The organism is Shewanella sp. SR43-4, assembly GCF_014163845.1.
Classification (GTDB): Bacteria; Pseudomonadota; Gammaproteobacteria; order Enterobacterales; family Shewanellaceae; genus Shewanella; species Shewanella vesiculosa.
Window position 1 is genome coordinate 36,843 of the sequence record NZ_JACJEB010000007.1, and the last position, 15,521, is coordinate 52,363.

At 42.0% G+C, this 15,521-nt stretch carries 10 protein-coding genes; 2 read left to right on the top strand and 8 right to left on the bottom strand.

Annotated features, from left to right (window positions below; all coding sequences use genetic code 11):
• Positions 1-231 precede the first annotated feature (231 nt).
• On the top strand, positions 232-2,628 hold the full coding sequence (locus tag H5123_RS09625; protein WP_182697825.1) for an OmcA/MtrC family decaheme c-type cytochrome: 2,397 nt from the start codon (positions 232-234) through the stop codon (positions 2,626-2,628).
• 633 nt (positions 2,629-3,261) lie between these two features.
• Here H5123_RS09625 and H5123_RS09630 read toward each other — a convergent pair.
• The 7 genes from H5123_RS09630 to punC all read right to left on the bottom strand — a co-directional run bounded on the left by H5123_RS09630 (position 3,262) and on the right by punC (position 12,563).
• The gene (locus H5123_RS09630) at positions 3,262-4,797 is read right to left on the bottom strand and encodes an MFS transporter (protein ID WP_124015642.1); all 1,536 of its coding nucleotides are present in this window, start codon (positions 4,795-4,797) and stop codon (positions 3,262-3,264) included.
• Between the two features lie 231 nt (positions 4,798-5,028).
• Positions 5,029-5,367, bottom strand: a complete 339-nt coding sequence (locus H5123_RS09635) for a PBPRA1643 family SWIM/SEC-C metal-binding motif protein (RefSeq protein WP_182697826.1) — start codon at positions 5,365-5,367, stop codon at positions 5,029-5,031.
• Between the two features lie 217 nt (positions 5,368-5,584).
• Entirely contained in the window at positions 5,585-8,491 is a 2,907-nt protein-coding gene (locus H5123_RS09640) for a valine--tRNA ligase (protein WP_182697827.1), read from the bottom strand.
• 33 nt (positions 8,492-8,524) lie between these two features.
• Complete coding sequence (locus H5123_RS09645; protein WP_124015645.1) at positions 8,525-8,974, bottom strand: DNA polymerase III subunit chi; 450 nt, start codon at positions 8,972-8,974, stop codon at positions 8,525-8,527.
• 466 nt (positions 8,975-9,440) lie between these two features.
• Positions 9,441-10,133, bottom strand: coding sequence for a hypothetical protein (locus H5123_RS09650; protein WP_182697828.1), 693 nt, complete (start codon positions 10,131-10,133; stop codon positions 9,441-9,443).
• A gap of 410 nt (positions 10,134-10,543) precedes the next feature.
• Positions 10,544-10,831 carry a hypothetical protein gene (locus tag H5123_RS09655; RefSeq protein ID WP_182697829.1) on the bottom strand — a complete coding sequence of 96 codons (288 nt, stop codon included), beginning with the start codon at positions 10,829-10,831 and terminating at the stop codon, positions 10,544-10,546.
• A gap of 457 nt (positions 10,832-11,288) precedes the next feature.
• Entirely contained in the window at positions 11,289-12,563 is a 1,275-nt protein-coding gene (gene punC, locus H5123_RS09660) for a purine nucleoside transporter PunC (RefSeq protein WP_404948304.1), read from the bottom strand.
• Between the two features lie 212 nt (positions 12,564-12,775).
• Here punC and punR point away from each other — a divergent pair, with 212 nt between their 5' ends.
• Complete coding sequence (gene punR, locus H5123_RS09665; protein WP_182697830.1) at positions 12,776-13,678, top strand: DNA-binding transcriptional activator PunR; 903 nt, start codon at positions 12,776-12,778, stop codon at positions 13,676-13,678.
• A 114-nt stretch (positions 13,679-13,792) separates the two neighbouring features.
• Here the strand turns inward: punR and pepA are convergent, their stop codons facing one another.
• A complete protein-coding gene (pepA, locus tag H5123_RS09670; RefSeq protein WP_124015649.1) occupies positions 13,793-15,301 on the bottom strand; it encodes a leucyl aminopeptidase in 1,509 nt (502 codons plus the stop codon).
• Positions 15,302-15,521: the final 220 nt, after the last annotated feature.

Genomic DNA, 15,521 nt, shown 5'->3' on the forward strand with positions numbered 1-15,521 from the left:
TTATCCTCTTATCTTCATTTGTATTTTACTCACCCTCAACTACCTCTTTATGGTTACATAATCTGTAATTGGCAGTTTCGTTTTTATGGATACTCAAAACTAAAATTATCGATTCCTGTTAACGAATTTGCAACCAAGCTTCACAGGTTTGTTACAGCGCGCGGGTGTTTTGTTCTATTTCCCTATACTTTATAAGTGTAAAACCTACAAATTTAAATCGGGGGATTTAAAATGAAAAAATATAATAGAACCTTACTTGCTGCAGCGTTTATTGCTGCATTAGGTGTGACAGGTTGTGGATCTGATGGCAGTGATGGTGCCCAAGGTGAAGCAGGTACTCCTGGAGCACCGGGTGCTGATGGAACTCCGGGCACACCAGCTGGTTCGGTCGTTACAACAGTTGAAAATGCCTATGACTTTACCTTAACACTGGCTCCTACAGATATTGTAGTAGTAGGTACAGATCCTTTTAGCCTCAAATTTACTGCAACAGGTAAAGGAAGTGGCGGAGCGGACGTTCCATATTCAGGACTCGAGAGAGTAGCGTTATATGTGACCAGTCAATCAGCGAATACTACTGACACTGGTGCGCCAATGTTATGGACAAACCATGCACTTGCTAATGATTTTGGTAGCAGCATGTATTGTAATTTAGAGGGTAGTACGACAGCACGTGATGGGTCTGTCGTTGATGCATGTACATTAGTTGAAGATCCTGCTAACCCAGGTACTTATACTGGTTCTTGGGCACATGATGGTAATGCGCCTGTGGTACTAGCAAGTGGTGATGCAAACGATTTAGTGCGGGTGATGATCCGTGTTTATGACGTTACTATGGCTGATGGTACAGCAGTAAGTGATAAGATTTTATCAACTCCGGTTGATTTTATTCCTGCTACTGGCGAACTTGCTATTTCTGCAAAAGACTCAGTGTCTAATGCTGCATGTATTAAATGTCATAGCCCAATGGAAGGTTACGCTGATACTGATATGCGCATTAGCAACATTGGTGCTCATCATAATTACCAAAAAGTTGAAAATTGTGTAGCTTGTCATAATCCTGCTTATGCTGGTGGACAAGACGACCCGGCAGTTGGTTTTAACGTCAACTTCAATGCCATGATCCATACCATTCATGCGGGTCATCATATTGCTGACTCTCTAACTGGTGAAGCCAAAGATATGTTTGGTGGAATCGGATTTCCTGCTGAGTTAAACGAATGTACTGTTTGTCATGATAGTGGCACCCAGTGGAACGACAATATCTATGCAGAAGCCTGTTTGTCATGTCACGTCAATGTGAACTTAAAGACTGGTGAAAATCACAGAGGTATTGTGCCAGCAAGTGACGCGAATTGTTCAGGTTGTCATGGCGCTGGTAGTTTAAGCCCAATGCAAGCTCACAGCGTTGACCGCCGTGCAGCCTTTGAAAATGGTTTGGTACTAGAAGTCGCTTCAGCTGAAGTCGCATCAGACGTATTAACTGTCATCATTGATGTTAAATTAAATGGTGCGGTTGCGGCTGATGGTACTGATTTAACTCAGTACTTAAACAAAGCTAAAGCAGGCGATGATATTTTAATCGGTACACTTGATAGCAATGGCGATTATGTGCGTGGCTTAAGTATCAATACTGCTTCTAATCCTGAAATGTTCGTGGTTCAAAGTGGCAAGTTAACCTTAACTAAAGCACTTAACCCTAACCAGTTAGACGGCAAAATACTTTCAGTTTCTTCTGAAATGAACATGTGTGGCAATACAACGACCGATATGGTTGTTGTTAATACCAAACTAGCTGAAGGTGCAGGTACCGATACTGGTGCTTGTGATGTACCTGTTCCAGCAAACATAGTGACTAAGTTCTTTATGTTTGATGCAGTTGCGGCTAAAGGCGTATTAACTGAGGACAATCTACGTTTCGTTAGTCCTGAGTTGACAGCTTATACCTCACCTACACAGGCTGGTAACGACCGTACAACGGCTGATGAAGCTAAATGTAATGCTTGTCATGGCAACTTATCTCACATTAAATCACCTAACCATGGTGTGACTAACTTTACACAATGTGCTGATTGTCATAACAACAACTATGCAGGTTCATATCATGCTGATGTTTACAAGCAAGCTGGTGTAGATGCTGATGGCGAACCTACGTTTGAAGTGGTTGAAGGATTAACTTATACCAATCGTGACTTAGTTACTGTTGCTCACCGTTTCCACAGTGGTTTGTTTGCAGGTAGCACAGGTGCTGGCATTTACTTAGGTACAGATGGTGAAACTTGGGTTAACTATCCTGCAACTAAAACAAATTGCCAAGCTTGTCATAAAGATGCCAATGCTGCGGGAGATGCTATGCCATTCTTCTCTGGTACTGGTACGTTAACATCTGGTAGAACTGCAATTGCAATCAGTGGTGGCGAATTTATTTCTCCTGTCGCTGAAGCATGTCGTAGTTGTCACGCTCACTCTGGTCCTGCTGCTCTAGCTCACTTCAAGAGTAATGGTGCGACAGTTACTGGTGATAACGTAATGTCTGCTGCCGGTGTACCAATTGAGTCTTGTGCGACTTGTCATGCTGAAGGTAAAACTTATGGTCTTGATAAAGTTCACTCAGGTGCAGCGCACTAGTTATAAAATAACTTCTTAATCATCACTTAAGAAAGTAAGTAAGAAGGAGGCAGCAATGCCTCCTTTTTTATTCATTTTATCTATCAGGGTATAAGCACTTAATGCTCATCCGTGATCAGTATAACTACTCGAAAAATTAGCTATCCAAGCTGATTAGATTTAATCCAGCCCAGTTCAATTCGACTCAATCCAATTCAATCTAACCAACTCAATCTAATCAACTCAATCAATTCTGAAAGCTAGCAGCTTGAGTTATCGCTATTTAATTGGCCACTGAATTGAGGTTAATGCCGTATTGACCTTAATTGCATCATGAAGCGTGGCGGTGTTTACCTACAACAGACGATGGCTTCATTAGCTGGATACATAAATCTGTAAGTTGTTGAGGTTGCAGGCTCTCGTCTGTTATTTTGCGGATGCCATTTGAGGTACAGTAGCGACAAATAGGCAATAAACAGAGTCGCTAATGAGAACAGGGTTAATAAGATTGACGTTAACTACAGGGTCGTTTTCTTAGGTTTTTATTAAAAACGACCAATGTATTTAGAACAAGAAAACAAAAGGGAAGCATTGCTGCTTCCCTTTTTATTCATCAACATAAACCTACTGGTAAGTGTTATGCCATCTGTTTAATTAAGCTGCTTGTTGGCGTTGCATGGTCAATAACCATTTTCCATAGATAAAAATACCCACCGCAGAAATAATCCCAATCGCACCTATAATATACCAAGCCATGCCGATATTATTGGCTTCATAAAGCATATGCGTTAGGGGTTGTGCTTCTATGCCAGTAAAGTCGACTAAGCGCATAAAGGCTTCACCTTGCGGAATGCTATCAACATCTACTTGGCTCATGCCACGGCTAACCAGTTCATTTCGAGAGATGATCTCTTTAGAGGCGTAAATTTGGTAAAGCTTAGGGGCAAAGTAGCCTTCTAATGTCCAACCAATCCCTTGCGGCAACATGACAAAGCCTAAGTACATGGCTTTTTTGCCTTCAGGGGCAATATTACCCATAAACTCGTTTTTCTTTGGGCTAATCATCATTTCACCGAAAGAAAACATCACAATTGCCAGCACAATCATCCATGCCGCATTAAATACGCCCACTAACATAATCGCGGCAATACTTAAGATGCAGCCAAATAGCATAGTGGTGGTGATCCGGTATTTTGCGGTAAACGCGGCCACTAAAAAACAGGTGGTCATGATCATACCGGCGTTCAGGTTTAGCATGCCTTCTGGCATAACCTTAGTTCCGTCATTATTTAATCCCAACCAGAACTGTAATATGCCGTTACTGGTGCCTTCAGGGCCAAATAGCGAGGTGACAATAACGCTAGTATCAACCCACTCGGCAATGTGGATCGGTAATACGTCAAACAGTGAATTATATAAAAACCAAAAACCAGCAAACACCAGCATGTAGTAAATTACTATCGGTTTTTTAAGTTCTCTTAAGGCATCTTTCCACAGTGCTTCTTGTTGCCGTTCTCCTGACTTTACTTGGCGTGCACGCTCTATGCGATCAGCTTTACCCGGTTCTTTATAAGCCAGTAAAAATAAGAAGTTAAATGAGATTATCGCGGCGCAAGCATAAAAGACGTTGTCCCACGATAGCTGACGCATGTGCACCGCCACCAATGGGCCGAGAAAGCCACCAATGTTAACGACCTGGTAGAAAATCCCCCAAGCCATAGAGGTGTTCTCGCGTTTTGTCGACAGCACTAAAGTGCCTTGTATACCGGGCTTAAAGACCCCTGTACCTGCAGCGAGTAACATCGCACCAATAAGGAAACCCCAAAAATTGGGCAGTAAAGCCATGGTGAGATAACCCGAAATTTTTATAATCGTGGACACAAAGATAGTCTCTTTATATCCGACACGATCAGAAATTCCGCCAGTGATAACAGGAATAAAGGTTTGTAGCATTGCCCAAACAGCAAGAATAATACCGTAGTCGTGCAAGTCGATGCCTAAACCGCCTTGTGACACCGGAGATTTAGCGTATAAGCCTGCACTGGCCTTGACGCCATAATAGGCGATACGTTCAACCAGCTCCATGCCGCCAACGAGCCAAAATATATAGCCGAGACTGGTGATAGAGGCCCACATTCCCAATTGTTTTACTTCACTCAGATCGTTGCCTGAGTGTGAATTAGTGCTCATAAGTCACCCTTTTATTTTATGTTCTATATCATTTTTATAACAAAGGCTGACACTTTACCTAAGTTCTGCTGAAATATCCAAAACCAATAAAAAAGCGGATCAAATGATCCGCTTTTTTGTTTAATCATTGGCTCGTAACAGCTTAAAAATCTGTAACTGCGTAACGGCCATTCTCATTTGAGATGTTGATATAAAAATGTAAATACTCAGGGCTAAGCTTGTTGTTACGGTTTAGGCACCACAACACTTTTTGTACTTTTTACCACTGCCACAAGGACAAGCATCATTGCGATTAGGCTTAGCTTCAGACTTTACCGTTTTAGGTTTATTCAATAAACCACTTAATTCGATAATGTTTTCAGGCTTGTCAGCCTCAATAGTGATATTGGCAAAGAGTTGTTTTTCAGCAACCATTGCGGCAACTTCCGTTTTACGCGCCTCGGTTTGCACAGACAACTTAAGCGGTAATGCTTCTGTACCAGGTTTAGCTGTGCGCTTGGTGTTATAACCACTTTCGCCATAAGCCGGCTTAGGGGTTTGACGACCTTTAAAAAAGAATTTATCAGACATGGTTTTAGCCCATTAAATAGAATGATGATATTGGCCGAAGCTTATACACCAAAAATGTAAAGTGAGATATCAAAGTTTCAATTTTGAACAAAATAAAGCGTTAATTATTGCCATGAGTCACATCAACAAAGATAAAAAACCAGCGAATTACTCGCTGGTTTTTTATAGAACGCTTTGTGTAAACTGAGTAAACCCCAAGGTAAATAGAGGCTTTCAGTTAAATCTTAGCTAATTCGACTTTTTGTTCGTTTAATTTTTCAATGTCACGAGTTAAATCTGCCATCTTAGCGCGTTCTTTATCTATAACGGCCGCAGGGGCTTTAGCCACAAAACCTTGATTAGATAATTTACCTTCAATACGGGCAATTTCTTGAGCAAGCTTTTCTAGCTGTTTATCGATACGGGCCATTTCGGCGCCAACATCGATCAAACCTGCCATTGGGATTAATAGCTCCATATTGCCGACTAACTGAGTACTCGACATTGGTGCCGTTTCACCTTCCGCTAAAATAGTCATCGTCTCAAGTTTAGCCAAACTAGCAAAGAATGTTTGGTTTGCTTCAAGACGTATACGATCTTCGTAGCTGACACCACGCAGTAACGCATTAAGCGGCTTTGATGGGGCTATATTAAGCTCTGCACGAATATTACGTACCGCTACAATCACTTGCTTAACCCATTCAAGATCGGCCATCGCGGTCGCATCAACTTGATCTGCTTGATAAGTTGGGAACGATGCTAGCATGATGGTGTCACCAGTGACGCCAGCTAACGGTTTAACGCGTTGCCAAATCGTTTCGGTAATGTACGGCATAAATGGATGCATTAAACGCTGCATTTTTTCAAGCACATTGACCAAAGTGTGGCGAGTGCCGCGCATTTGCGCTTCAGTGCCATTTTGCATAACAGGCTTGGTTAATTCTAAATACCAGTCACAGAATTGATTCCAAGTGAACTCGTATAAGGTATTAGCGGCTAAGTCGAAACGGTAAGCAGCCATATGGTCTTCAACGGTTTTCACGGTTTGGTTAAATAAACCAATGATCCAACGATCGGCTAGCGACAATTCCATCGCACCTGGTTTGCCATCAACCAATAGTTGACCGCAATCTAAAGGCTCGCCAGCTTCATCGCTATCTGGATCTGTCTGCACTTCAGTGTTCATTAACACGTAACGTGACGCATTCCATAACTTGTTACAGAAACTGCGGTAACCATCAAGACGTTTCATGTCCCAGTTGATGTCGCGGCCGGTTGAAGCCATTGCAGCTAAGGTAAAGCGCAGTGCATCGGTACCATGAGCTTCAATGCCGTCGGCAAACTCTTTACGGGTACTTTTTTCAATTTTTGCCGCCAGTTGCGGCTGCATCATGTTGCCAGTACGCTTTTCAACTAAGGTTTCAAGCTCGATACCGTCAATCATGTCTAATGGATCAAGTACGTTACCTTTAGACTTTGACATTTTATTGCCGACTTCGTCACGGATAAGACCGGTAACGTAAACGGTTTTAAATGGTACTTGTGGCTTGCCATCTTCATCTTTAATGAAGTGCATGGTCATCATGATCATCCGCGCAACCCAGAAGAAGATGATGTCAAAACCTGTGACCAACACGTCGGTTGGGTGGAAGGTTTTTAAGTCTTCTAAGTTGTCAGGCCAACCTAAGGTTGAGAAAGTCCATAATGCCGAGCTAAACCAAGTGTCTAATACGTCATCGTCTTGACGTAATATTACTGAGTCTGCAAATTTGTGTTTAGCACGGACTTCAGCTTCGTTACGGCCAACGTAGACTTTACCATTTTCATCGTACCAAGCTGGAATTCGGTGTCCCCACCAAAGTTGGCGTGAAATACACCAGTCTTTAATATCGCGCATCCACGAGAAGTACATATTTTCGTATTGTTGCGGTACAAATTTGATGTCGCCATTTTCAACCGCTTCAATCGCCGTTTTGGCCATTGACTGCACGGCCACGTACCACTGGTCGGTTAATAATGGTTCAATCACCACACCTGAGCGATCGCCATAAGGCACTTTTAAGCCGTGCGGAGCGACTTTCTCAAGTAGACCTAAGCTGTCAAATTCAGCCACGATAGCATCACGGGCTTTAAAACGATCCAGGCCAGCATAACGCTCTGGTAAGGCCATTTCGATGTCTTTGTTTGGGGTGCCATCAGTGTTAATCACTTCAACAAAACTACGTACGGCGGCATCTAAGGTGAAGATGTTGTACATAGGCAGTTGATGACGTTTACCGACTTCATAGTCGTTAAAGTCATGGGCTGGAGTGATTTTTACACAACCAGTACCAAATTCCATGTCGACATAATCGTCGGCAACAATCGGTACTAAACGGTTTACGACAGGCAAAAGAATGAACTTACCAATCAAAGACTGATAACGTTCATCATCTGGATGCACGGCTACTGCGCTGTCACCTAGCATGGTTTCTGGGCGAGTCGTGGCGACTTCTAGGTAATCTTTACCATCGCTAGTTAATGCGCCTTGGGCCAAAGGATAGCGAAAATGCCACATGTGGCCTTGCTTCTCTTTGTTTTCAACTTCCAGATCTGAAATGGCGGTGTGTAGCTTTGGATCCCAGTTAACTAGGCGCTTACCACGATAAATCAATTCATCATCGTACAGGCGAACAAACACTTCTTGAACCGCTTTTGATAAGCCTTCATCCATAGTGAAACGTTCGCGATCCCAGTCAACTGATGCGCCCATGCGGCGAAGCTGTTTGGTAATCGTGCCACCAGACTGTTCTTTCCAGTCCCACACTTTATCAATAAAAGCGTCACGGCCTAAATCATGACGAGTTTTACCTTCTTCGGCTTCAAGCTTACGCTCAACTAACATTTGAGTCGCGATACCCGCGTGGTCGGTGCCGACTTGCCACAAGGTATTTTTACCTTTCATGCGCTCAAAGCGGGTAAGGGTATCCATGATGGTGTCTTGGAAGGCATGACCCATGTGCAAGCTACCAGTTACATTCGGTGGCGGGATCATGATGCAGTAATTGCCTTTTGATTCATCACCATGCGGCTTGAAGTAACCTTGCTCTTCCCAGTTTTGGTAAAGGGCTTGTTCGATAGACTTTGGGTTGTATGTTTTTTCCATAGGAGCGTTATGTTCTCTATCTAAATTAAGTGTTTATTCAGCTAATGTTTGAGTGCTGGGCGTAATGCCTACATTCTGATATTGACGGTAGCGATTGCGAGCAATGCGCTTGAGTTCGTCATCATTAGCGACAAAATCGATAATATGGGGCAAGTTTACCGCAAAACTGGGCATTTGGTCTGCAAGATTAATCAGAACTTGGCGACTTTTATTTGGCCCTAAGGTATCAAAACCAATTTCCACAGGTGCGCCCGTCATCGGGCCTTCACCTTTTAAGTTGTGTGGTACAAAAGCGTTGGGCTCAAATTGCCACAGTAATTCGTCAATTGCATACGCTTGCTGTTTGTCTTTGCAGTGAATGTAGACGGTTTTTTGTTGGCGATATTGTTGTTCAGCTAACCTGCACGCAGCTAAATACAGCGCATCTAATGCACTCATTTGATTATGATTATCAGGCATAAGGTAAAACAAGGCTTGAGTCATGTAGTGATGCTTTTAACAGGTTAAAAAGATGAGCTCGAGTTTACACTAAAATAGGCCGTGGGTTAATGGTTGTGAGGTGCGATATTTATATGAGGTTAGAATAGCTCAATATCACCAACGTGAGTTTAATCGCGCTTATTAATCCGGCATATATCGCTATCACAATGGATTTTCTACGCCGTTGCGGTAATAGCTCTGTGATGGATGGACGTTGAGGAGATGGTTGATCTGGCGTTAAGCTTAAACGCCACAGTACAAACCACCTAATGATTAAATTATAGGGGATGTTATTAATCATTATTTGCTGTTTACGCCACGGGCTTAACAGCAGTAGTCGACTATAAACTTGTTGCTGATTGACTGATAAGCTAAAACGAGTGCTGAAGCGGTCGTAACAGGCAGCTATTTTTTGATTATTAATTCAATGTGCTTTGTGTTGCCGACGGTCAAATCGCATTCGGTCTCCTTAGCGGATTAAATCACACTTTACATGAGTAGGACTAGTCCCTTTGGTGCACTCTTTTAAAGCTCTGCGTTGTGCTTTTAACATTGAGTCATAACCAAAACCGTATCCATATCTAACATTACCCATATCGTTAACCGATACAGCCAGTGCTTTATGGTTTTTAAAGCCTTCATACTTGATTAACACATCAATAAGTTTCTGATCATTTGTCACAAACTGACACGCTTTAGGTTGCGGCGTTTGTTCACAGGCTAATGGGTAATGGTCAAATACAGGGTAGGAAATATCGATACTGTCAAACCAAGAGGACCAAGTAGTTTCTTGAGTCTCAATTGCGATATCAGCTGGAATATGAATTTGAAGTTGTTGACCTTGTGAATCATGTTGAGCCAGCCATACTAATTTGAGTTTATTGTTGTTAGGATGGCCATTGGCAACGAGCACGTCGCCAGCGCAATTGTCACACAGTTGCTCGTCAGCTTTTATGATTGATATTTGGGTTGAATGGCCAGAAGCGCCGCCGCAACTTCTTTCAAAGATAACAGCCTTGTACATTTTATCTAATGAAAGTGATTCGGTGTAAACGTTATTACCGCACATGGAACTGAGTAGCCAGCCCAATAAAATAGCCATTAACCCAAAAAGCGCCAACGCGCTGACTATTGAAATGAGTATGACTTTCATCGCCTTCATCTGAACATTCCTTTCAGTGAGTTTTATTTCATTAAATTATACATTTAAGCTATTTTGGGTTTTATGTTAAATTTGTTACTTAGATGTAACAAGTTAATCATTGTTTATTCTTAGTCAGTTTGGTTTAGAAAGGATCTTTTGGGGAGATTGCATTAAGCATATTTAGCGGGTAACGAAAATTCAATAGTAAAAACTATCTATTGCAGTTGTTATGTATTGGAAATTAATCATCCGTTATCGTTTAGCAAAATCGGTATCAGTTGGAAAATAATCTTGCTAAATGGTTTGGTACATCCCTGATGATGTTAACTCATCAAATACTTACTGCCATAGTGCAATAACCTCATCAGAAGTGTCGTTTGAAAATGCGATATATAAGGTAGAGTAGTACAACTTAATAGGAGTACGTTCTATTGAGTTGATATCGGCTGACTTTGCCAAAAAGGCATCACTAGCTCGCTCATCGGCGCAACATCAACTCGGCCATAACTGAGCATTTTGAGCGATTGTAATTGGGGTTTATCAGTACTGAGGTTGGTGAATCCTTGGGAGTCCAAATAGGTATGTTCAGCATTACCAAGCACTGCGCCAACATTTCGGACTCGTTTTAAGTCTTCTAAATCTGCTAATGATAATCCGGAATTACGCTTTTGGTAAAAATACACTCCGCTACTAATAATGGGGCCTACCCATTTCATGTTTACTTCTCTTTCCGGCCTTTTAGCAATGACAAATAACGCCGTGTTTGGTTGCGACTTTAATAACTGAAAAGCTCTATTAAAGGGGGAGGCATTTCAATGTTGGCTGGGTATATTCCATCATCGCTTGAATAATATCGATTGAAAACCGTTTAAACGGTCATCGTCTAGGTAACTAAATGGGGTAAAGGATGGGGGATGAAATGAACTTGCGGATGGTCTTTTGCAAAGAGCTCGTTGGTTAGCGTATATGCAAAGCAACCGCTTCTTTATTTGTATGCCACTGCTAATGACATTATCAAGCGGTTGTGTTGCGTCATTCAATCAATTCCTTGTGATTGTTAATTTGACTATAAGCGTTAGCGTTAAATTGTTCGATAAACAACCTAAAATATGATGAAGTTATAGGCAAATTATAACTCCATCATATGATGATTATTTTATCGCCACATCACAGTTATTGATCATGTTTGGTGAAGGCTTGAGATAGTCTTGCCGGGTCGGGAAAGGTAAAATTCTCGCGAATGCTCGCCCAAGAATCATGACTTTTAATACAGTGGCCTACCACAACCAGAATGGAGCAGGCTAGAATTCCCCAACCAATGGCATTATCGCCAGCACTCGCCCACACGGCAACCAAGCTTGATGCCCCAAAAGCGATGGTGATTTGAAGAAAGTTTTGTAATCCAGCAGCTTTGGATGCGTTATTGCTGAATTGTTGCAAGGCATTATTAACCACAATCGGGTAAATACCGCCATTGCTTCCTGCGAGTAATGAAAATGCAACTAGCAGTGGTAAGATTGTTTCAGTATCGAGGATCACGCTGGATACAAAAATGGCTGTAACACAACAACCAAAGAAAATAAGTAAACAGTTCAAGCTGACTTGAGTTCCCCACTTTTTAATCAGTAACTTACTCGAGTAGCCACCAACAATAAACATAATGGTCTGAGGTATAAAACTTAAGCCAATTTCAGTCGCAGCATAACCATACTGTTCCATCACCGCAGGCCAAAGCGTTAGGTAAGCAAAGAAAGCACCAGAACAGGCGCCAAAAATGATCACATTACCTAAGTATCGTGTATTAGCCAGTAATTGTTGATAGCCAATATTAGGCTTACTTTTATGCAGGCTCACAGTTTCTTTGGGGACAAAAATAGAGGTCATGACAATCAACAGCACAGCTATAATACACAAGCTAATAAACACCGCGCGCCAGCCAAAACTATTCAGTATCATTGCGCCAGCAATGGGCGCCAATGCCGGAGATAATGCCACTAAAGGCATAATATTAGAGAAAATATTTTGAGCTTTATCGGCTGGGTATTGTTCTATCACAATCGCTTGCCAAATGACTGCGGCACTGCAAGCGCCAATCGCTTGGAAGAAGCGGGCAATATTCATCGCCATCATACTGTCACTGAGTGCAATCAGAGCACTTGCCAACATAAATACGCTTAGTCCAATAAACAGTGAATTACGTTTACCTATTTTATGGACTAATGGTCCATATAATAACTGTCCAATTGCAAGCCCTGCCAAAAAGCTGGTTAACGATATGGCCACTTCAGAAGTGCTGGCATTAAAAGTCCCTTCAATAGATTTGAATGATGGCAGGTACATGTCGGTAGCAATGAAACCTAACATACTCATTAAGGCTAAATAAAACAGGAAGAGGTAAAATGTAATGTTAGTGTTTTTTTTGTTAATTATTAGGTCGTTGTTACTCATTTTAAACATGTCTTTTTCGTTGCTTCAATAAAGCTTGTTAGCTTAATGGTTTACTTAATTAGCTTAAAACGTTTATTTTTGAATTCTATCATCAAAAAATTTGATTGGATGCTTGTTGTAAAGCATAATTGAATCCGATTATGCCCTTAGCACATGAATCATTTTGTCCTGTTATATCCCATGAATACCGCAATTAAATGAGTTAAATAGATATGCTTTCACAACAAATATTTGAGCTAATTGATGTTGTTGCTCAAACTGGCAGTTTTACTGCTGCAGCAAAAAAACTGCATAAAGTACCGTCTGCTATAAGCTACTCAGTTAAGCAAATTGAAACAGAACTCGGGGTTGAACTATTTGTTCGCCATCATAGAAGCGTTAGCCTAACCCCTGCGGGAAAACATTTTGCAGCCAAAGCACGTCAGTTTCTAAGCGAGATGGAATTGATGAAACGAGATACCCTTAGAGTCGCTAATGGGTGGAAACCTATGTTATCTATTGCGCTAGATAATATTGCCAGAACTGACAGCATGCATGCATTAATCGCAGATTTTTACAGACAGTTTCATGATGTTGAACTGATTATTCGTATCGAAGTTTTTAACGGTGTTTGGGAAGCGCTTGCCAAAGGCTTAAGTGACATCGCCATTGGTGCGACAACTGCAAATCCGGTTGGCGGGACATTCAAATACACTAACATGGGTAATATTGATTGGCTGTTTGTGGTCAGTGCAGGGCATCCATTAGCCAAGATAATGCGTCCACTAAGTGATGATGAGTTACGAGGTTTTCCATCTATTTGTCTTGAAGATACTTCCCGTGAGATCCCCAAGCGGATCACTTGGTTGTTAACGAATCAGCGACGGTTAGTGGTGCCTGACTGGCACAGCGCAATTAACTGTTTTGTTGAAGGACTGGGGATTGGTTACATGCCAGAACATTTGGCAGCACCTTTGATTAAATCTGGTCAATTAGTGTGTAAAAAACTGCATAAAGTGAAACAGCCTAGTGCTTGTTGTTTAGCTTGGAATGACGATCAAATGTCACCTGCATTGGCTTGGGTATTAGATTACCTAGGTGATAGTGAGCAATTACATCGTCAATGGTTAGCCTAATCGATGACATCAATCATGTGGGTGAGCTTGTACTTTAACTTACCTCATTGATAACAAAAAAGGGTAAAGCACTAAGCTTTACCCTTTCAATATGTACTTAAATAAACCAAACGATTACTCGTTGATTTCAACTCCAGCACGATTAATTAAGAATTGGCTTAAAATCGGTACCGGACGACCAGTAGAGCCTTTATTCGCGCCGCTGTTCCAAGCTGTACCTGCGACATCTAAATGCGCCCAGTTGTACTTTTTGGTGAAGCGAGACAAGAAACACGCCGCAGTAATCGACCCAGCTGGGCGACCACCTAAGTTTGTCATGTCAGCAAATGGGCTGTCTAGCATGTCCTGATATTCATCCCATAACGGCATGCGCCACGCGCGGTCACCGCTTTGCTCACCAGCATTTAATAGCTCATGGGCTAATGGGTTGTGTGAACTGAATAAGCCAGACGCATGTTTACCGAGTGCAATAACACAGGCACCGGTTAAGGTCGCTGTATCAATCACTAATTCAGGATCATAGCGTTCAACGTAAGTTAATACATCACACAATACTAAGCGGCCTTCAGCATCGGTATTAAGCACTTCAACTGTTTGACCTGACATAGTCGTTAAAATATCACCAGGACGGTAAGCATTACCCGCAGGCATGTTTTCACAACCGGCTAAAATACCAATGACGTTGATAGGCAACTTCATTTCGCATAGTGCTTTCATGGTGCCAATCACACCAGCAGCGCCGCCCATGTCGTATTTCATTTCATCCATGGCTTCGCCAGGTTTTAATGAAATTCCGCCAGAATCGAAGGTTAATCCTTTACCGACAAGCACAATAGGTTTTTCGGTGCTATCAACCGCGCCCTGATATTCCATCACGGTCATGATTGATTCGTTACTGCTTGCACGGCCTACGGCTAAATAAGAGTTCATGCCTAACTTGGCCATTTGCTCTTCACCTATGGTGGTCACTTTCAAGCTTTCGTAAACTTCAGACATTTGGCGGGCTTGTGAAGCCAAGTAAGCTGGATTGCAAATATTCGGTGGCATGTTTGCGACATCACGACACAAATGCATACCTGCAGATACTGCGGTGCCGTGTTCAATGGCACGCTCACCAATAGTTAATTCACGACGTGTTGGCACGTTAAATACCATTTTACGTAATGGACGACGAGTTTCGCCTTTACGGGTTTTTAATGCATCAAATGAATATAAGCTATTTTGCGTGCTTTCAATGGCTTGACGAACTTTCCAGTAGGTGTCACGGCCTTTGACATGCAGTTCAGTTAAGAAGCAAACAGCTTCCATTGAACCGGTTTCATTTAGGGTACTGATGGTTTTTGTGATAATTTGTTTGTATTGGCGCTCGTCTAGCTCACGCTCTTTGCCACAACCAACCAGTAAAACACGTTCACTCAATACGTTTGGTACATGATGCAATAGCAACATTTGTCCTGGTTTACCTTCAAGGTCACCACGACGAAGGAGGTTACTAATGTAACCTTCACTGATTTTATCCAATTGCTCTGCGATACCAGACAGACGGCGAGGTTCGTATACGCCAACAACGATACAGGCTGAACGTTGCTTTTCGGGGCTACCGCTCTTTACGCTAAACTCCATGAGCACTCCTAGATTCTTAAAGACAAATTTTTATATTTATTAGATAATGTTTGCATTAGGCCATCTGGCATATAATCAACGAAAAGGTGATAACTGTTTGGGATTATTAACGAAAAAGAGGCGCAAATTGGCAGCCCAAATAGATGTTAACCTTGACCCCAAAGCACCTTCCGCGCTGGTCAGAAAACTAGCAAAACTGCTGAAAGTAGTCAGTTTACAT